The organism is Novosphingobium sp. 18050 (genome assembly GCF_902706195.1).
Lineage (GTDB): Bacteria > Pseudomonadota > Alphaproteobacteria > Sphingomonadales > Sphingomonadaceae > Novosphingobium.
In genome coordinates this window covers 1-18,403 of sequence record NZ_CACSJO010000026.1, presented here as the reverse complement: position 1 = coordinate 18,403, position 18,403 = coordinate 1, and the positions used below count along the sequence as shown (strand labels likewise).

Annotated in this window: 13 protein-coding genes and 4 pseudogenes; 14 read left to right on the top strand and 3 right to left on the bottom strand. The window is 62.7% G+C overall.

The window, feature by feature from the left end:
• Positions 1 to 4 precede the first annotated feature (4 nt).
• Positions 5 to 328, top strand: a pseudogene (locus GVL61_RS19870) (nuclear transport factor 2 family protein); the annotation flags it as partial.
• Between the two features lie 54 nt (positions 329 to 382).
• On the top strand, positions 383 to 1,495 hold the full coding sequence (locus GVL61_RS19865; RefSeq protein ID WP_159982397.1) for an alkene reductase: 1,113 nt from the start codon (positions 383 to 385) through the stop codon (positions 1,493 to 1,495).
• Between the two features lie 244 nt (positions 1,496 to 1,739).
• On the opposite strand, the gene GVL61_RS19860 is transcribed toward GVL61_RS19865, so the two are convergent.
• Positions 1,740 to 2,996: an MFS transporter gene (locus GVL61_RS19860; protein ID WP_159982396.1), complete on the bottom strand. Its 1,257-nt coding sequence runs from the start codon at positions 2,994 to 2,996 to the stop codon at positions 1,740 to 1,742.
• 145 nt (positions 2,997 to 3,141) lie between these two features.
• Here GVL61_RS19860 and GVL61_RS25490 point away from each other — a divergent pair.
• The 7 genes and pseudogenes from GVL61_RS25490 to GVL61_RS25480 all read left to right on the top strand — a co-directional run.
• Positions 3,142 to 3,255, top strand: a pseudogene (locus GVL61_RS25490) (LysR family transcriptional regulator); the annotation flags it as partial.
• 48 nt (positions 3,256 to 3,303) lie between these two features.
• Positions 3,304 to 3,966, top strand: a complete 663-nt coding sequence (locus tag GVL61_RS19855) for a LysR substrate-binding domain-containing protein (protein ID WP_368667137.1) — start codon at positions 3,304 to 3,306, stop codon at positions 3,964 to 3,966.
• A gap of 666 nt (positions 3,967 to 4,632) precedes the next feature.
• Positions 4,633 to 6,768, top strand: a complete 2,136-nt coding sequence (locus GVL61_RS19850) for a TonB-dependent siderophore receptor (RefSeq protein ID WP_159982395.1) — start codon at positions 4,633 to 4,635, stop codon at positions 6,766 to 6,768.
• A gap of 2 nt (positions 6,769 to 6,770) precedes the next feature.
• On the top strand, positions 6,771 to 7,511 hold the full coding sequence (locus tag GVL61_RS19845) for a hypothetical protein (RefSeq protein ID WP_159982394.1): 741 nt from the start codon (positions 6,771 to 6,773) through the stop codon (positions 7,509 to 7,511).
• Entirely contained in the window at positions 7,511 to 8,956 is a 1,446-nt protein-coding gene (locus GVL61_RS19840; protein ID WP_159982393.1) for a PstS family phosphate ABC transporter substrate-binding protein, read from the top strand. The genes GVL61_RS19845 and GVL61_RS19840 overlap by 1 nt, the downstream gene beginning before the upstream one ends.
• 810 nt (positions 8,957 to 9,766) lie before the next feature.
• Positions 9,767 to 10,324, top strand: coding sequence for a reverse transcriptase domain-containing protein (locus GVL61_RS25485; RefSeq protein WP_200844872.1), 558 nt, complete (start codon positions 9,767 to 9,769; stop codon positions 10,322 to 10,324).
• Positions 10,325 to 10,330: 6 nt separating this feature from the next.
• The gene (locus GVL61_RS25480) at positions 10,331 to 11,089 is read left to right on the top strand and encodes a reverse transcriptase domain-containing protein (RefSeq protein WP_368667136.1); all 759 of its coding nucleotides are present in this window, start codon (positions 10,331 to 10,333) and stop codon (positions 11,087 to 11,089) included.
• A 150-nt stretch (positions 11,090 to 11,239) separates the two neighbouring features.
• On the opposite strand, the gene sigJ is transcribed toward GVL61_RS25480, so the two are convergent.
• Positions 11,240 to 12,031 carry an RNA polymerase sigma factor SigJ gene (gene sigJ / locus GVL61_RS19830; RefSeq protein WP_159982437.1) on the bottom strand — a complete coding sequence of 264 codons (792 nt, stop codon included), beginning with the start codon at positions 12,029 to 12,031 and terminating at the stop codon, positions 11,240 to 11,242.
• A 12-nt stretch (positions 12,032 to 12,043) separates the two neighbouring features.
• On the opposite strand from sigJ, the gene GVL61_RS25290 reads away from it, so the two are divergent.
• The 5 genes and pseudogenes from GVL61_RS25290 to GVL61_RS19805 form a co-directional block, all read left to right on the top strand.
• On the top strand, positions 12,044 to 12,565 hold the full coding sequence (locus GVL61_RS25290) for an MFS transporter (RefSeq protein ID WP_255456517.1): 522 nt from the start codon (positions 12,044 to 12,046) through the stop codon (positions 12,563 to 12,565).
• On the top strand, positions 12,541 to 13,200 hold the full coding sequence (locus GVL61_RS25285) for an MFS transporter (protein WP_255456516.1): 660 nt from the start codon (positions 12,541 to 12,543) through the stop codon (positions 13,198 to 13,200). Before GVL61_RS25290 ends, GVL61_RS25285 begins: the two co-directional genes overlap by 25 nt.
• 34 nt (positions 13,201 to 13,234) lie before the next feature.
• Positions 13,235 to 14,107 (top strand): annotated as a pseudogene (locus tag GVL61_RS25120) (TauD/TfdA dioxygenase family protein).
• Positions 14,108 to 14,257: 150 nt separating this feature from the next.
• Positions 14,258 to 16,690, top strand: coding sequence for a TonB-dependent receptor (locus GVL61_RS19810; RefSeq protein ID WP_159982390.1), 2,433 nt, complete (start codon positions 14,258 to 14,260; stop codon positions 16,688 to 16,690).
• Positions 16,691 to 17,195: 505 nt separating this feature from the next.
• Positions 17,196 to 17,819 (top strand): annotated as a pseudogene (locus GVL61_RS19805) (IS6 family transposase); the annotation flags it as partial.
• An 88-nt stretch (positions 17,820 to 17,907) separates the two neighbouring features.
• Here GVL61_RS19805 and GVL61_RS25475 read toward each other — a convergent pair.
• Positions 17,908 to 18,147 (bottom strand): transposase family protein, encoded by a 240-nt coding sequence (locus GVL61_RS25475; protein WP_368667135.1) that lies wholly within the window; start codon positions 18,145 to 18,147, stop codon positions 17,908 to 17,910.
• Positions 18,148 to 18,403 lie beyond the last annotated feature (256 nt).

Sequence of the window (18,403 nt, the reverse complement as noted above, 5' to 3'; positions counted from 1 at the left end):
TCAGGCCGATTTCGGATTGCTCGACGCCTGCTTCACTGACGACGTATCGGCGATCCTGACGCCGATGGGGCAATTGCATGGCCGCCGCGAATTGCTGACGACACTCAAGGCCTTCCGTATGCCGTGGCCGGTGATGCAGCATATGGGCGCGCCGGTAAGCATCGATGTCGAGGGCGACACCGCCAGCATGCCCCTGGGCCGGATCGCGCCAGGCCAGCCCGACGCAGCCGACGGCGAACCCTCTTACGTAGCGCACTATCTGATCGAGGCGCGCCGCGATCCTGCCCATGGCTGGCGCATTGCCCGCATGGACTATCACCCGAAATAAGCCCCGCGCCGACACGCTGCGCTTGGCCCCCGCTTCCTTCCACGAAAGATGACTATGACCGATCTGTTTACACCGATGTCGCTCGGCGCTCTGGAGCTGCCGCACCGCATCGTCATGGCTCCGCTCACCCGCGCCCGCGCCGTCGATGCCAACGTGCCGACGCCGCTAATGGTAGAATATTACCGCCAGCGGGCCAGCGCCGCATTGATCATCACCGAAGCCACTCAGGTCTCGGGGCAGGCGCAGGGCTATGCCTGGACGCCCGGCGTTCACACGCCCGCCCAGATCGCCGGTTGGCGCGCCGTGGCCGACGCCGTTCATGGCGAAGGTGGCCGGATCTTCCTGCAGATGTGGCACACCGGGCGCGTTTCACATCCCAGCGTCCAGCCCGATGGTGCGCAGCCAGTGGGGCCAAGTGCCGTGCCAATTCCAGGCGGCAAGACGTTCGTGGCCGGTGATGCCGGTCAGGGAGACTGGGCCGAGACGCCCCTGGCGCGCGCGCTGTCAGCCGAGGAGGTCCGGGGCATCGTCGAGGACTTCGCCCAGGCTGCGCGCAACGCAATTGCAGCGGGCATGGACGGCGTCGAAATCCATGGCGGCAACGGCTATCTGATCGACCAGTTCATCAACAGCAACAGTAACCACCGCGAGGATCAATATGGCGGTAGCAGCGAGAACCGCGCACGGTTCCTTCTAGAAATCGCCGATGCTGTGGCAGAGGCGGTGGGTGCAGAGCGCGTTGGTGTTCGCCTGACGCCGCTCGGTCGGTTCATGGGAATGGGCGATGTCACACCGGAAGCCACATATGGGCATATCGTTGACGCGCTGAACGAGCGAAACCTCGCCTATCTCCATCTCGTCGAGCCGGAGATCATCGGCGTGGTCAAGGACGATCAGGTCGACCCTGCCTGGGACGTCATGATCCTCGATCTGCGTCGCCGCTTTTCAGGGCCGGTAATCCTGGCCGGTGGATATGAGCATGCCACGGCATCAAAGGCGTTGGCCGACGGCCGCGGCGATCTGATCGCATTCGGGCGATCCTTCATTGCAAACCCGGACCTTCCTGAACGATTTCGGCAGGGCGCAGCCTTAAACCTACCCGATCAGCCCAGCTTCTTTGGCGGGACCGAAAAGGGGTATACCGATTATCCGGCGCTAACAGGATGAGTGCAGAGCCGCGAATCTCCATTATGCAGATGTTTTACTAAGTTTCGAGAAGGCCCGGACGAACGGGGCGCCGACCGGGCAGTGGGAAGCGTAAGGCAATTTTCCGTAAACCTGCCGTTCGCGCCCGTCCCCCTGAATGCCGTAATCTGCTCGGTAGGCGACACGTGCGAACGGCAGCTATCACCACATCCCAGCTCAAAACCAGGACAATCGCCTATCGGCCACCGCACGACAATCATGTGGTTTACGACAGGCAGCTAGCCGCCGTGACGGCGATTGGGGTTTCATTGCCATCGGAGCGGGCCATGGCTTTCCGCGAAGCGAGGAGCGCGGCGAGAGCCGACGAGATCAGCAGCGCGGCGCTCATGATGAAGGTTGCTTGATAACCAAGCCGATCAAACAGGATTCCGCCGAGCGAGGCGCCGAGCGTGATCGCGAGTTGGATCACTGCGACCATTAGCCCGCCGCCAGCCTCCGCTTCGTCAGGCAATGCTCTGCTCATCCATGTCCACCAAGCGACCGGAGCGGCGGTGCCGATCGCGCCCCAGAGCACGAGCAGTGCAGCAACGATGACAGGAGAAGAGCCGAAGATAATCAATCCTGCGGCTACAGCAGCCATGGTCAAAGGCATTACGATTAGCAGTGCGTAGAGAGATCTCTTGAGCGCGAACCCGATTGCATAGGATCCCGCGAGGCCGGCAAGGCCCAGCCCCAGCAGCATCAGCGAGAGCGTGGAGACATCGACAGTGGTGACCGTCTCCAGGAATGGCCTCAAGTAGGTGAACAACGCGAACTGCCCCATGAAGAACAGTGCCACGGCAGCCATGCCGAGCCGCACCTGCGGCCGACGCAGGACCTTGAAGGTCGCCCCGCCGCTCGTCCGTTCGCGGCTTGGCATCTTTGGAAGCGTGAAGAACTGCCAGGCTAGCGTGACTGCGGCGAGCGGCACGATGCAGAAAAATGCACCGCGCCATCCGATGTACTGGCCAAGGAAGCTACCCAACGGCGCCGCAATCGTCGTTGCCAACGCGTTGCCGCCATTGAGCAGGGCAAGCGCGCGTGGAACTGCGTCCTCGGGTACGAGCCGCATGACGGTCGCCGTCGACATCGACCAAAATCCTCCGATGACGACACCCAGCAGCGCCCTGCCGGCCATGAAAATTGGATAGCTATGCGCGAAGGCGACGATGGCACCGGAGGCAATCATCAACCCGGTGAGCCATAGCAGCAGCGAGCGGCGGTCGATGTTGCGCGTTGCCGAAGCAATGAACAGGCTGGTGACAACCGCAAAGATGCCAGACACTGCGAGTGCCTGTCCTGCCTGGCCTTGGCTTACCTGAAGGTCCGAAGCGATCGGTGTCAGCAAGCTGACCGGCATGAATTCCGACGCAATCAGGGTGGAAACGCATAGCGTGAGCGCAAAAACCGCAGGCCACTCGCCTCTCGATGGGGATCGAGCCGGGCTTGCTTCGGTTTCAAAATGAGTTGGGGTCTTTGCCATGCCCAAACATTTAGGCTTGCTGGATCAATTCGATTAGACACTATGATTGGCATGCAGCTGTGAGCAGGATTCAACAATGAACCGGGATACGATGGCAGACCTGGTCGCATTCCTGGCCGTGGCCCGGGAGTGAAGTTTCACGCGGGCCGCGGGGAAGCTGGGCGTCTCCCCATCGGCTCTGAGCCATACGATCCGCAAGCTGGAAGAACGCCTCGGCGTGCGTCTCCTGACGCGCACCAGTCGGAGCGTCTTGACCACGGACCCGGGAGAACGCCTGCTAGAGAGGGTCGGACCGCACTTCGATCAGGTGACTGCGGAACTCGAAGGTTTGACCGAACTGCGTGACAAACCGGCCGGGACGCTGCGGATCACTACCGGTGACCAGCCGGCCGAGAGTATCTTGATTCCTGCCATGGCCAGATTATTGCCGCTTTATCCGGACCTGACGGTAGAACTAACGGTCGACAACGGGTTCGTGGACATTGTTGCCGAGAGGTTCGACGCTGGGGTTCGCTTAGGTGAAACGCTGGCTCAGGACATGGTCGCCGTACGCATCGGTCCTGAGATGCAGATGGCCGTGGCAGGCTCTCCCACCTATTTTGCAAGCCATGGGTTACCGCATACACCGGACGAACTTGCCGGCCACAAATGCATTAATCTTCGTCATCAGGCTAAGGGAGGTATTTCGGTATGGGACCTCGAAAAAGATGGCCGCGCCTTGAATGTGCGGGTCGCGGGCCAACTCATCGTCAACGACATTGCCTTGGTGCGACAGGCAGCCGTCGATGGTCTGGGGTTGTGTTACCTGCCCAAGGACTATCTGCAGGTTAATTTGGAAAGGGGGGAGCTGGTGCAAGCACTGGAAGAATGGTGCCCGCCGTTCCCAGGTTATCATCTCTATTATCCTAGCAGACGACAACAGTCGCCGGCTCTCGCGGCATTCGTCGCTGCCGTACGCTATCGCGATTGAGGAGGCGTCGCATGTTCGCATAGAATGCTGGCGCGCCGGCACCGCCCGAATGCTCAAAAAACTCGTTCAATGGTGAGTGCGAAGCTGCTTGGCTAAATCCGGCCCACGGACGGAGACCTCCGGTAGAAGCAGACGTTCGTACTTGGGCCAGCGGTTGGCGGAACGTGGTCGTGAGCATCGCGGCGTGAGTGTCAGCTATCCCACCAATCCAGCTCCGGACCGGACATTCTCCTATCGGCCATTGCACCCGAGCGGCTGCCCAACCTGCCTGCGCCCCTTTTTGCCACTTGATGGCCCGCTAGTCGTTCCCAAAACCGGACATTCGGGGTTATGCAGCAGCGGTTGCCAGGGATCGGCCAAGGTTGGGACACCGCGTAATTGATTTAGCCACCCTCGTGCATGGTACGAAGTCGCCTTGGCGCTTCAGTGCAGAAGGATGAGCAATTTCGCCATGTCATTGATTGCATTGGTGGTGCTTCCAGCACGCCCCCGAGGTCACTCAGGCGAAGCGGACGACCAAAATTCTCCTCACTGAACAGCGAGCCTGGGCTTGATGTCCTGCTTGGAGGAATGGCGGCATCCTGTCGTCCAACGCTCTTGCAATCAATTCGCAATCGCAATATGTGCGCCGCACAATCGAGATCACCCTCGGGGAGCACCAAAGATATGTTCGAAATCCATCCGGGCCACCGCGCCGGGGCGACCGCGCTTGCCCTCGTTCTGGCTACCGCCGCGACTGTTCCTGCCCTTGCCGACGAAGCCTCGGATGCTGCTCCGCATGACGTCAGTTCCTCTGAGATCACGGTACTCGGTACGCGCAGCGAAGACTACAAGGTCGACCAGCTGACCACCGCCACGCGCACCGGCACCAACATCATGGACGTGCCGCAGTCGATCCAGTTCGTACCGCGCGACGTCATCGACGATCAGCAAATCCTCGACCTGACCAGCGCGCTGCGCAACGTCAGCGGCATCCAGGCCGGCACCGACGCGGGCAACCGTTCGGAAAGCTTCACCATTCGCGGCTTTCGCTCGTCGTACTACGCGATTGATTCGATCATGCTCAGCCCGGCGATCGAGACCAACGACAGCTACCGAGACCTCGCCAACGTCGAGCGCATCGAAGTGCTCAAAGGCCCTGCCTCGGTGCTTTATGGACGCGGCGATCCGGGCGGCCTGATCAACATCGTCACCAAGCAGCCGCGCTTCGAGAGGGGCATGAATTTCTCCGTCCAAGGTGGCAGCAATAATTTCGCGCGCGGCCAGATCGATGTGACCGGCCCGGTGGACGCCGCCAGGACGCTGGCGGTGCGCTTCATCGCCGCGGCCCAGACCGGCGACACTTTCCGCGACGTGTTCCAGCCTTACCGCCGCCAGTTCCTTTCCGGCTCGGTGCTGTGGGAGCCCAGCGACCACACCCGCGTGATCGCCAGCCTGACCTATGCGCACCAGCAGAACCAGACCGATCGCGGCATCGTGGCCACCGTCGGCGCCGACGGCGATCTGGTCGTCAACCTGCCCCGCGACCGGTTTCTGGGCGAGAGCTGGGCGACCACCGAATCCAGCCGCTACGAGTTCAACTACCGCATCGAGCACGAACTGGCGGACTGGCTGACGATCCGCCAGATCGGCCACTACGACGAAGGCAAGCTCGACCTGCTGGGCATCAACTACGGCAGCACCGTCGCGGTCAACGCCGTCACTGGCGCACGCACCGTCACCCGCACCGCCGTCGAACAGCACGAGCAGAACCACAACTACGATGCGCAGGCCGACATGGTCGCGCGCTTCTCCACGGGCGGCATCGGCCATACCCTGGTGGTCGGCGGCGAGTACGTGAAATCGTTTCGCTTCCGCACGTTCGCCCGTGCTACACTGGCCGCAATCAACATCGACGCTCCCGTCTACGGCGCGACTCCGGGCACCTGGGTTCCCGCAGCGGACCGTACCGTTCGTTCCAAGTCATTGTCGGGCTACGTGCAGGACCAGATCGACATCGGCGAGCATTTCAACCTGCTGGCCGGCGTGCGCTATGATCACGCGCAGCAGTCGGACTATGGCACCACCCAGTACGCCTCCGACGACAAGGCCTGGTCACCGCGCGTCGGTGTGGTGTTCAAACCGGTGCCAAACGTCTCACTGTTCGCCGACTTCACCCGCTCGTTCCAGTCCAAGCCGGAGCCGACCATCGACGGCAGCCCGATCGATCCCGAAAAGGGCAAGCAGTACGAAGCGGGCATCAAGGCCGAACTGTTCGGCGGCCGGCTTGCATCGACGGTCTCGGTCTACCAGTTGACGCGTGAAAACGTGACCCAGCAGGATCCCAACAACGTCGGCTACAACATCAATGCAGGCGTCCAGCGTTCGCAGGGCGTGGAACTGGACATGTCCGGCTCGATCACCCCTGCGGTCAAGATCATCGCCAACGGCGCCTATACCGACGCGACCGTGCGGTCCTCCACCGACTACGCCAAGGGCAACCAGTTGATCGGCGTACCCAAGTGGAGCGGCAGCCTGTGGGTTACGCTGGAGCCGATGGACGGCCCCTTCAGCCGCTTTGGCCTTGGCGGCGGTGTCTTCGCGGCGAGTAACCGCCAGGGCAATCTGGAGAACACTTTCTCGATCGGCGGCTTCACGCGCTTCGACAGCAGCCTGTGGTACAAGCTGGCCGACAAGGTGCGCCTGACAGTCAACGTCAAGAACATCACCAACGAGTACTACCTGTCGAGCTCCGTCTCGCGCGCCCAGATCACGCCGGGCGAGGGCCGCAGCTTCCTCGTCGGCCTGAGCGGAGGGTTCTGACGATGCGAAAGGCGTTCGCCGCCGCGCTGCTCGCGCTGGCAATGGGCACTGCCCCGGCCGTGGCGGCGGACGCTGCCGCGGCCAGGGGAGGGCGCATCCTGTTCCTGATGCGCGCCGATCCGCCGGGCGGCTCCGCCGATCCCGCCGTCAAGGCACAGCTGGAGGCGATGGGCTATACCGTCACCACCAGCGAGGGCCTGGGCGGCGGGCCGGACCCTTGCGGCTTCGACCTCGTGGTCATGTCATCGACCATCCGCTCCAACCAGTTCACCGCCAACCGCCCGGCGATCACGCGCTGGCGCGACATGGGCGTGCCGCTGGTCACCTGGGAAAACGACCTGCTCGACGACCTGTGGATGACCGGCCTGCGCCGCGACACCGATTTCGGCGAACTGGAGACTGGGCACTATTTCTGGCTGGTACGCGCGCCGCATCCGATGGCAGCGGGTATTCCCGCAGGCCTGGGCACCTGGACCGAGGCGCGCACGCCGGCAGGTTGGGGCAGGCCTGGGCTCGGCGCCGACATCATCATGACCTGGCCGGGCGAGCCGGACAAGGCGACCCTGTTTGGATACGAGGCGGGCGCCACGATGGATCACGATCATCTCGCCCCGGCGCGGCGGGTGTTCATCGGCATGGAGAACAACAGCTTCACCCGCATGACCGACACTGGCCGCGCGCTGTTCGACGCGGCGATACACTGGGCCCGCGCCGGCGCCAAAACCTGCACGGCGCGCAAGTGATGCACCCTCTTCCCCTCGCGTTAGCCGCTGCGCTCCTGGCGGTCCCTGCCGCCGCGCAGGACAGCGGCCCGATACCGGAAGCGCAGCCCCTGCTCGCACGGTACGTGCTCGCCGATGGACGGCTGCTGATCGGCGGCGGCCCCGAGGCGAGCGCTGCTGCCGAGGCGGCAGGCCCCGCCCTGGCAGCAAGGATCGTAGGCTCTGCCGGGGCGATGCCGCTGCTGACACAGGGCGTCGTTGCGCTGGCCGTGATCCCGCGCGAGATGACGCCAATCGAGCGCGCCGCCGTCCGCCGCTTTTCCGGGGGTCTGCCTGCGGCGGTCCCGGTGATGCAGGGCCTGTTCCTTTACGCCCGCTGCGACAAGGACGGCGCCGTGGACGAACGGGTGCGCCCGGTCTTGCGGGAACTGTTGTCGGACGCCGGACAGACTCGACTTCGCGCAGCGCTCGCGATGTACAAACCGCTCGATGCTGCGGCCCTGGCATCCGCGCGGCAGCAGCTTTCCGGCCTGCCCACCGCCACATACGCGCTACGCGCACCGGGTTATGTCGCACCGGATGGCAGCCTTGCAATCATCGGCAGCGATACGCTGACGACGATCATGCCAGAAATCCTCGCTGCCTATGCACTGCATGCGCCTTCGGTGCATTTCACCGGTGATCTGCGCGGTTCCTCGACCGCGATACCCGCACTTACCGCCGGGACGACAGCCTTCGCCCCGATGGGCCGCGAATTGTGGCAAAACGATCTCGACGGCTTCCGGCAGGCCAAGGGCTACGACCCGGTCCGCATCCGCGTCGCCTATGCCAGCCACGGCCCGCGCGCCGATGGCAAGACGCCCCCGGCGATCTACGTCAATGCCCGCAACCCCCTTGCCGGACTGTCGACGGAGCGCGTGAAGCGGATATTCGCAGCGGGAGCACCCGGCGGCGACATTTCCGACTGGTCTGCGCTGGGCATTCCGGCCGGGCCGATCCACGTCTACGGCGCCCGCGACGACGGCGGTTTCGGCTCGGCGATGCGGCTCTCCAAGCTCGGCGGATTGCTCTTCAGCGCGCGCTATCAGGCCATGCCGAGCGGGAAGGCTATCGTCGAAGCCATCGCTGCCGATCCGCTGGGCATTGGCTATGCTACATGGATGGACAGCGGCACTGCGCCCGCAGGAGCCCGCGTCCTGCCGCTCGCATCGCGCGAAGGCCAGCCTTTCGTGCTGCCAACCAATGGCAAGGCACGTAGCGCCTGGCCTATCTCGTACTTCCTCAACATCTACGTCGACCGGGCTCCCGGCCGCCCCTTCGATCCGGCAGCGAAGGGACTGCTGCACTTCCTCTTGTCCGATGAGGGGCAGGCGATCATTGCTCGGCATGTCGGCGAAGACGAAGGCTACGTCCCTCTGGACAAAGCCGATCTCGCCGCAGAACGTGCCCGGATCAATGCCTTGTAGCCTGAATTTGTCAAAACCCTTTTGATTTGCCGCCGGGGAATACGGCATGCAGCTGCAATACGTTCTTATTTTCCTGCTATAACGCAAAGCGCCAAGTTCGATCTCGATGCGCTGAGATCCGCTTTGCCAATAGCTGCCGTCCGGAGCTGGGCAGGGAGTGGCCGGCGTTGTCGGGAGTTGCTGCGGTGTGAGTGTCAAACTATCCCACCATTCCAGCTCTGAACTGGACAGTCTCCTATCGGGCAGTCCAAGGCACCCAAATAGGAAAGTAGCCGGTCCGCACCTGGGAGCGTAAAATTGGCTGCTGAGTGACCGGGAGGGGTGTGCGCTGTGCAAAGGCGGCACTTTCTAGTGGGTGAGAGGCCCACCCGGCGATGCTGCAGCCGGAAGCAACCGGGGCAGGCATGGAGGTGACGAAATGTCTGAAGCCCCCGGATAACGGTCACGTAGGTGACCGTGCGAGCGTACAGGCCGTAACGTGAGTGAACGCTGAGCAATCCTCGAAAAGGACGATGTGCAGGCCGACCCGTTAACCCTTACGGGGAAGGTTGATATGGACGGGCGAGTTTGAGCGACGTTGAACCTGTCTGCTGCACCGGGGTAGTGGCGACAGCATGTACGCAAGGAAAGTGCGCGCAACACGGGAAGCCCCATGGCGTGCCGAGTGATCGGCAATCGGACGCCCGCGAGGGAGGGAAGGGCGCGATGGGGTGGCGGAGAGGCCCGTAGTACCGAGGAAGCCGAGTAATGTCGGTGGAGGGAAGGAGCCTCAGTTCAAGATGAGCGTAACAAGTAGTGAGGGACAGGAGATTGGGTAACCTATCAACTCCGATAAGCGTCCAAAAACGGCAGAAGGCGTTGCACGCAAAAGCGAAGGCAGAAGCCGGCTATCGGTTTTACGCACTGTACGACAAGATCAGCCGCGATGACGTTCTGGCTCATGCCTATGCCCAGTGTCGCTCGAACAAGGGCGCACCGGGTGTCGATGGACAGGACTTTGCGGATATCGAGGACTACGGCGTCGAGCGATGGCTGGCGGAACTGGCGCTTGCGCTCAAAGAGGAGACGTACCGACCGGAATCGATCAGACGGGTCTACATACCAAAAGCCAACGGCCAACTCAGGCCGCTGGGCATTTCCACCGTGCGGGATCGGGTCTGCATGACGGCAGCGATGCTGGTGCTTGAACCGATCTTTGAAGCCGACCTCCCACCTGAGATCTACGCCTATCGAGCCGGGCGCAACGCCCAGCAGGCCGTGGTTGAGGTGGAAGAGCAACTCTTCTACGGCCGACCGGATGTCGTGGACGCCGACCTTGCCGACTACTTTGGCAGCATCCCGCACCTTGAGTTGATGAAATCGGTATAGCGCCGGATCGTTGATCCGCGCGTTCTGCATCTGATCAAATCTTGGCTGGAATGCGCTGTCGAAGAAACAGATGACAAGGGCAGGAAGACACGAACGACGCAGGCCCGCGATCAGCGGCGCGGCATCCCGCAAGGATCACCCATCTCACCACTGCTGGCAAATCTCTACATGCGCCGGTTCGTGTTGGGGTGGCGGAAGCTCGGTCTTGGGCAACGTCTAGGCGCGCGGCTCGTCACCTATGCTGATGATCTCGTGATCCTTTGTGCGAAGGGCAATGCGGAAGCTGCGCTCGATCACATGCGCAGGCTCATGGAAAAGCTGAAGCTGACAGTGAATGAGGAAAAGACACGTATCTGTAAGGTGCCGGACGAGACGTTCGACTTTCTGGGCTACACGTTTGGTCGGATGTACTCCGCGAAAACCGGCAAAGCCTACATGGGCCACCGGCCATCAAAGAAAAGCATCCAGCGCGTGATCGCTACGATCCACGAGCTGACAGACCGAGCGCGTACATGGCAGGATACCACATACCTTGTGGCCAAGATGAACCGGGTGCTGCGCGGATGGGCCAACTACTTCTTGGTTGGAACCACGAGCAGGGCATATCGGGCCATCGACAGTTACACAGTGGTGCGGTTGCGCCGGTGGCTGCGGGCCAAGCACAAAACCAGACGAAAGCGCGAGGGAGCCTATCACGACCCTGAGCTGTACGAGCGCTTCGGCCTCGTACGTCTGGCGAACTTGGCCGCAGCCCGCCGTGGGTGAAGGCGTGATATCTTGTCCGAGAGCCGGATGCGGGAGATCTGCACGTCCGGTTCGATGAGCAGGGAGTGGAAACGGATCGTCTGGCAAGCCCCACAGGCGCGCCGCACGACACCGCGCCACTTCCTGACTCTACCGCCCTCGAATTGGCGATTAGTGGACCGCTCCTTCGACGTGTCGGAGCTTGTCGGGGTTACGCATGATATAGATCGCCTTCACGCTGCTATCTTCGATCAGAAGGGCTGTCGTTTGCAGCATGCCGTCCGGCTCGCGCGTCACGAAGCCGGGCAGACCGTTCACAAAAGCCAGCCGGTCCAGTTCGGGCGCGCCATTTCGCAAGCGGAAAATTGCAGAAAGGCCGCGCATGACCTCTGCGGCGCCGTCGAGGATCCTGCCTGCGGAAGGGCGTTTGCCGCCGCCATCTGAATGGAAGCGGACATCGTCGGCGAGAAGCGCGCTGAGCCGGGTTGCGTCGCCGGCGCGGGACGCTTCGAAAGAGGCCGCGGCGATGGCTAATCCATGATTGCGTTCGAGGGGAAAGCGGGTCCGCTCCTTGCGCACATGCTCCCTCGCGCGCGCTGCGAGTTGACGGCAGGCGGCGGCGTCCCGACCGATGGACCGTGCGACATCCTCGAAACTTTCACCGAAGACATCGTGGAGCAGGAAAGCTGCGCGTTCCAATGGAGACAGGCGTTCGAGCGCCAGCATGAGGGGCAGGGTGACATCTTCCACTGGCTCTTCCTCGACGATCGGTTCGGGGAGCCAGGGGCCGATATAGCTTTCCCGCTTCACACGAGCGGATTTGAGGTGGTCGAGGCAGAGGCGTGTAACCATGCGGCGCAGGAAAGCGGCAGGGACGCGCACCGCCTCTCTGTCCGTCCGGGCCCAGCGGAGGAACGCGTCCTGTAGCACGTCCTCCGCATCTGCTGGGGCGCCTTCGCCGATCCGGTGGTGGGCATGCTCAGCGACCGCACCAGCGGCCGCTTCGGCAGGCGCCGGCCGTGGATCGCGGGCGGCATGGTGGTGTACGCCCTCGCGACGATCGCGCTGTTCTTCCCGCCGGAAGCCGTGACCCCACTTTATCTCGGTATTGCGCTCTTCGCCTTCTACCTAGGCTGGGCGATGATCCAGATACCATACCTGGCGTGGTCGGGCGAGATTTCGACCGACTATCACGAACGCACCCGCATCGCGACTTTCGTGACCGTCGCCAGCGCCAGTGCGCTGCTGCTGGTGATGCTTCTGCCCGCGCTGATCGACCAGGTCCGGCCCGGCGACGACCGCCTGCGTCTTGCCGCGATGGGCGGAGTGATCCTGCTGACGCTGGTGCCCGCCGCCTTCCTGACGCTGCGCGCCTTCCCGGACGCGCCACTGGCACCGTCGCCCGTCAAGCGCGAACGCCCGCGCTTGACCGAGACGCTGCGCCTTATCCTGGCGAGAGGCTGCTGCTGCGCGTGGTGCTTTCCGACCTCGCCGTGACGTTCGGGCAGGGGGTGCGCGGCAGCCTGTTCCTGTTCGTCGTCACCTTCTACATGGGCCTGCCGCAACTCGGCGCGGTCCTCCTGCTCTCGCAGTTTGTGTTCGGCATCGTCGCCGGGCCGATCTGGATGAGTATCGCCGCCCGCCTCGGCAAGCACCGCACCGCCATCACCGGCGAGTTGGTGCAGGTGGCGATCAACCTTTCGCTGCTGCTGGTGACACCCGGGAATCTTTCCCTGCTGATCGGCCTGACCATAGCACAGGGTCTCGTACAAGGATCAGGCAACCTGATGCTGCGCGCCATGGTTGCCGACGTCGCCGACCATCATCGGCTGAAGACCGGACAGGACCGCACGGCGCTGTTCTTCTCGACCTTCAGCATCTCGATGAAGGCAGGCATGGCGCTCGCCGTCGGGGTTGCTTTCCCGCTGGTCGCCTTCGCCGGGTTCGATCCCGCCGCCGCCGGCCAGAGCCCCGAGGCCCTCAGCGCACTCTTGCTGATCTTCGCGCTCGGCCCGGCTTTGGCGCACCTTGCCTCCGCGCTCATGCTGCGCGGCTTCCCGCTCGAGGAGGCAAGCCATGCCGCCGTCCGCCGCGAACTCGACCGTCAGGTGAACCTCGCATCCGCATCCTGAGCCTCGGCTCCAGACCGTTGAAAGGACCGTTACGATGAATGCATTCACCAATCTCAAGGCCATCGAAACTCACGCCGTCGGCGCCGTCGAGGTCATCCGGGTCGAGGCCAATCTCGGCGCCGACGTGCGCGGTATCGACCTTGCCGCGCCGATCGCCGAGCCTACCGCCGCGCTCCTGCGCTCGCTGCTGTGGGAGCATCAGGTCCTGTTCTTCCGCGACACCGGCGTCGACAACAAACAGCAGGCCGCCATCGGCCGCGTGTTCGGCCCTCCCGTCGCCGACAGCATCGCCAAGCGGCGCGGCGTCAAGGACGAGGACATCCAGCCGATGAACACCGGGCCTTATGCCAACGCCTATTACGGCACGCCCTGGCATGCGGATGCCACCTAGCTCGAGAAGCCCTACCTCGTGTCAGTACTGCGCAGCGTGATCGCTCCCGATCTTGGCGGCGACACCGTCTGGTCGAGCGGCGTCTCTGCCTACGAAGGGCTATCGCAGGAGGTGAAAGACCGGATCGACACTCTGACCGCAATCCATCGGCCGAACAGCAAGGCTTACAAGCTCATCACCGACAAGGCCGACCTCGACGACTACCTCGGCCGCTACAACGGCGTGCGGCACCCGGTGGTGATCACGCACCCGTTCAGCGGCCGGAAGGTCCTCTACGTCAACGAGGGCTTCACCGAGGAACTCGTCGGACTTCCCGAGGGCGAGGGCAGGGAATTGCTCGACTATCTAAAGCACCGTTTCTCCCAGCCCGAGCATCAGGTGCGCCTCAAGTGGCGCCCCGGAACGATCGCGATCTGGGACAACCGCGCCGTCCAGCACAAGGGCGTCGCGGACTACGGCAACGCCCAGCGGCAGTTGGTGCGCGTTGTTGCGGCGGGTGAGCGCCCTTCGCGCTGACCGCTCCGGGCGGCCCGTAGCCGCCTGGTCCATCCATTGAGGACAACCACGCGGGAGCCGGCCAGTCGCCGTCTCCCGCCGTGCCTACCCGCGCGCCGGTCACGCAGAGAGCCGGCGTGCGCCAAGAACACAGGAAAACAGGGAACGATCATGAAGACCATCAAACCCGCCGGCAGACGCCTAGCGCTCCTGAATGCGAGCGTCGCCGCGATGGTGCTTGCGGGAATAAGCCCGGCGCTCGCCGCGGAGGGCACGACCGCCGACGCCAGCACGGCGGATGCGGTCGCCGAGGACGCGGAGGGCGGCTTCGGAGCCCCCATCCTCGTCACCGCCCGGCGCCGCGAGGAGAACTCACAAGATGTCCCTGTGGCGATCAGCGTAGTCAGCGGCGAGGCCCTGGAGCGCACCGGCAACTTTACGCTCAATCAGATCCAGCAGTTGGTGCCCAGCCTGCAGATCGCCAGCTTCAACCCGCGCAACAGCAACATCAACATTCGCGGTCTCGGCGCCAACTCCTCGCTCGCGGTGGACGGGCTGGAGTACGGCGTCGGCTTCTACCTCGACGGGGTCTACTACGGACGGCCGGGCCAGTCGCAGTTCGACCTCGTCGATCTTGCGCAGGTCGAGGTCTTGCGCGGGCCGCAGGGCACGCTGTTCGGCAAGAACACCACGGCGGGCGCGATAAACGTGACCTCGCGCGAGCCGAGCTTCGATCCCGAATTCACGGGCGAGGCGACGCTGGGCGACTACGGCTATCACCAGGTGCGCTTCTCGGGATCGGCGCCGCTCATAGCCGACAAAGTCGCGCTGCGGCTCAGCCTCGCCGACACCCACCGCGACGGGTTCCTGCTCAACCGCTATGATCTTCGCAAGGCGCAGGACTACGACAACTTCACAGTGCGCGGGCAACTACTGGTCAAGCCCGCCGACGACGTGAAGATCCGCATCATCGGCGACTATTCGAAGCAGAAGCAGCATTACTCGCTGAGCCTGATCGACGGCTACTTCTCTACGTATGCCAATGGCGCCCGCATCGCCAACAATATCTTCGACCGCGCCGCGCGCACGGGCTATACACTGCCCGAGCCTGACGCCTTCCAGCGGGTGGGCAATGCAGATTCACCCTTCCAGGCCAATATGGAGAGCTACGGCGTCTCCGGGCAAGTCGACTGGGACCTGGGGCCGGCCACGCTGACCTCGGTCACGGCGTATCGCTGGTGGGACTGGTATCCAGCGAACGATGGCGACGGCACCTCGCTTGCCGTCAACCTCAAGGCGCAGCAGCAGAACTTCCAGCGCCAGTTCAGCCAGGAACTGCGCATAGCCTCCAACGGCGACAACAAGATCGACTACGTTGCGGGCCTCTTCTACTTCTGGCAGGTCATCCGCGGATACGGCGCAACCCAGTACGGCGCCGACTTCGCCGCCTGGAACCTCAACCCGGCCACCGTGCCGGCCAGCACGATCGCCAACACCGCGCTGGCTCTCAACGGTTTCGAGGCGGACAGCTATTCGGAGCCGACCACCAAGAGCTACGCCGCGTTCGGCCAGCTCGACTGGCACATCGCCGACGACCTGACGCTGACCGGCGGCCTGCGCTACACCCACGAGGACAAAGACGGCTCGTTCTCGCGTTTCCAGAACGCCAGCAGCGGAGTGAACGTCGCCACGCTGACATCCGCGCAGGCGGCAGCCGTCACCGCGATCCGCAATGCTCCCGCTAACCAGCTCAGCAACCTGTCTTTCGACGCCGCGCTCAAGGACGATGCCGTGTCGGGGCTGCTGACGCTGGGCTACAAGGTGACGCCGGACGCGCTGGTCTATGCCAGCTATTCACGTGGCAGCAAGTCGGGCGGGCTCAACGTCACCGCCGGCGGCGCGAGCCGGCCGACGGTCGATCCTGAAACCGTCGACGCCTACGAGATCGGCCTGAAGTCGCAGTGGTTCGACCGCAAGGTGACCTTCAACGCCGCGGCCTTCCTGACCGAGATCAGGGACTACCAGGCCAACATTTCGGAACAGTTTCCCGGTACCACGGCGGCGAACCAATACATCGCCAATATCCCCAAGGTCCGATCGAAGGGCATTGAAACCGATCTCTCCTTCTCGCCGAGCCGCTGGATCAACCTGACCGCGTCGGCCGCCTATACCGACGCCAAGTACGTCAGCTACGCCAACGCGCCGCAGCGGCCTGAGCTGTCGATACCGGGCACGGTGCAGGTCCAGGACCTGTCGGGCGTGCGCCTGCCGGGCGTCTCTAAATTCGCCTATTCGCTGGGCGCCGACGCGGCGCAGCCGCTGGACCAGACTTTCGAGGCCTACGCACATGCCGACTACCTGCACCGCTCGTCGTTCAATGCGACGCCCACCAACAGCATCTACGGCAATGTGCCCGGCTACGGCCTGCTCAACGCTCGCATCGGGCTGCGTACGGCGGATGGGGTCTACGACTTCGCATTCTGGGCCCGCAACCTGACGAACGAGAATTACTACATCTCGCGCTCGCCTGGGACGTTCGGTCTCATCTCCGGATCGGTCGGCGACCCCCGGACGGTAGGCGCGACGCTGCGTATCAAGTGGTGAGCTACAGGGATCTTATGGGAGAATAATTTGGCACGGAATTCGCTTTGCTGGCAGCAGGCTATACGATTCCCGCCGGACTGCCAGCGGAGGCAAGGAACGGCAGGCGCAGCGGCCCCACTTCGTCGTCTTCGTCGTCAACGACCTCAGCTATTCGGACTTCAGCGCGTTCGGAGGGGAGATCAATACGCCCAATCTTGACGCTCTCGCTGGGCGGAGGCTCAAACTGACGTGCTTTACCACCGGCCCGACTTACTCGATGTTGTTGATTGGGCTCCACCACTCGTGGCGGGACTGGGAACACGGCCGCAATTATCGCGCTCGACCAGGTCAGCAAGTCGGGACGCGCCGGCGGTCTTAGAATCGACTTTATATGAAGCTTGTTTGAACCAATGTGGTTGCGAACATCAATTCCAACCTATTAGAAGCAAGGCGTGAACTCAATGGCTCTGTTGCAAACTTTGATCCGGAGATTGAAGCTTCAGCATGATTAGCTTGGGGCAGCCTAATGAGCGATTTCAAAGGGCGGCATTTTGGTGGGGAAGTGATCTTATGGGCGGTGCGATGGTACTGCCGCTATGGGGTCAGCTACGGGGATCTTGAAACTATGCTGGCCGAGCGTGGAACTCATGTTGATCATTCGACGATTTGTCGCTGGGTCCAGCGCTATGCGCCTGAAATGGAAAAAGCGGCTGCGCTGGTATTGGAAAAGTCCGTCGATTTGGCGCAGCTGGCGGGTTGATGAAATCTACATCAAGGTCAAAGAGCGTTGGACTTACCAGTATCGTGCCGTCGATAAGGATGGTGGCACGATCGATTTCTCCCTCTCACCTACGCGCAATGCCAAAGTGCCGAAGCGCTTTCCGGGCAAGGCGTTGAATGGCCTCAAAGCTTGGCAGCAGCCGCTGACGATCAACACCGACAAGGCGCCGACCTATGGTCTGGTGATCACGGCGTTGAAGAAGGAGGGGAAACTGCCCCAGGCTACGGTGCATCGTCAAGTCAAATATCTGAATAATGTGATCGAGGTCGACCATGGCAAACTCAAACAATGGATACGGTCGGTGCGCGGGTTAAAATCGTTGAAACAGCCTACGCCACGATCAAGGGTTTTGAGGTCATGCATGCCCTTAGTGTCTGACTAAGAAGATAATCAAGCATAGCAATACCTTGCAGTTCGCCGGGTAGCGTACGTTTACGACCAGATTCTGCGATGCCCCCTACCCTGTGCCCATATCGACGGCCAACTGGCGGCACCAATGGCTCGTTGAACATGCGCCGGAGAAAAGGCTTGTAGGTGCAGCGGAACCGACGCACCGACGCACCGACAAACGAAGCCGGACCATGCTTCCGCTGATCGGCAAATCCGAAAGTGTGCGGTCGTATCGGCTGTGGAAGGATGTTGATAGGGTAGCGCAGTCCGGGCAGATTGCTTCGGCAGTTGCCAAGCGACCCGACATCTCGACAATTCCGTCAACCACGGTCCTGCTCTCAACGATCAAGCTAGGCTCAGGCCTTCTGTGGTTGCCGCCCGTGATGCAAGAGGTTTCTGGCCGTCTGGGTTAGTGATCGAGTGCGGTCTTCTGTAAGGCCTTTGAATACGGCACTCAGAAACCGCTGGCCGGTATGGTGATCCGCGGATCAGATCCAAATCTCATTGGCGAGCTGTAGCGCTCTAAGTCCTGAACTGGTTTTTCTGATCCAGATCTGTTCGAT

Excerpts from the sequence above, each read along its gene's own strand:
- GVL61_RS19840 (WP_159982393.1), top strand. The coding sequence starts at position 7,511 with ATGCACCCTCTTCCCCTCGCGTTAGCCGCTGCGCTCCTGGCGGTCCCT.
- GVL61_RS25290 (WP_255456517.1), top strand. The coding sequence starts at position 12,044 with ATGCTCAGCGACCGCACCAGCGGCCGCTTCGGCAGGCGCCGGCCGTGG.
- GVL61_RS19865 (WP_159982397.1), top strand. The coding sequence starts at position 383 with ATGACCGATCTGTTTACACCGATGTCGCTCGGCGCTCTGGAGCTGCCG.
- GVL61_RS19850 (WP_159982395.1), top strand. The coding sequence starts at position 4,633 with ATGTTCGAAATCCATCCGGGCCACCGCGCCGGGGCGACCGCGCTTGCC.
- GVL61_RS19860 (WP_159982396.1), bottom strand. The coding sequence starts at position 2,996 with ATGGCAAAGACCCCAACTCATTTTGAAACCGAAGCAAGCCCGGCTCGA.
- GVL61_RS19810 (WP_159982390.1), top strand. The coding sequence starts at position 14,258 with ATGAAGACCATCAAACCCGCCGGCAGACGCCTAGCGCTCCTGAATGCG.
- GVL61_RS25475 (WP_368667135.1), bottom strand. The coding sequence starts at position 18,147 with ATGTCGGGTCGCTTGGCAACTGCCGAAGCAATCTGCCCGGACTGCGCT.
- GVL61_RS19845 (WP_159982394.1), top strand. The coding sequence starts at position 6,771 with ATGCGAAAGGCGTTCGCCGCCGCGCTGCTCGCGCTGGCAATGGGCACT.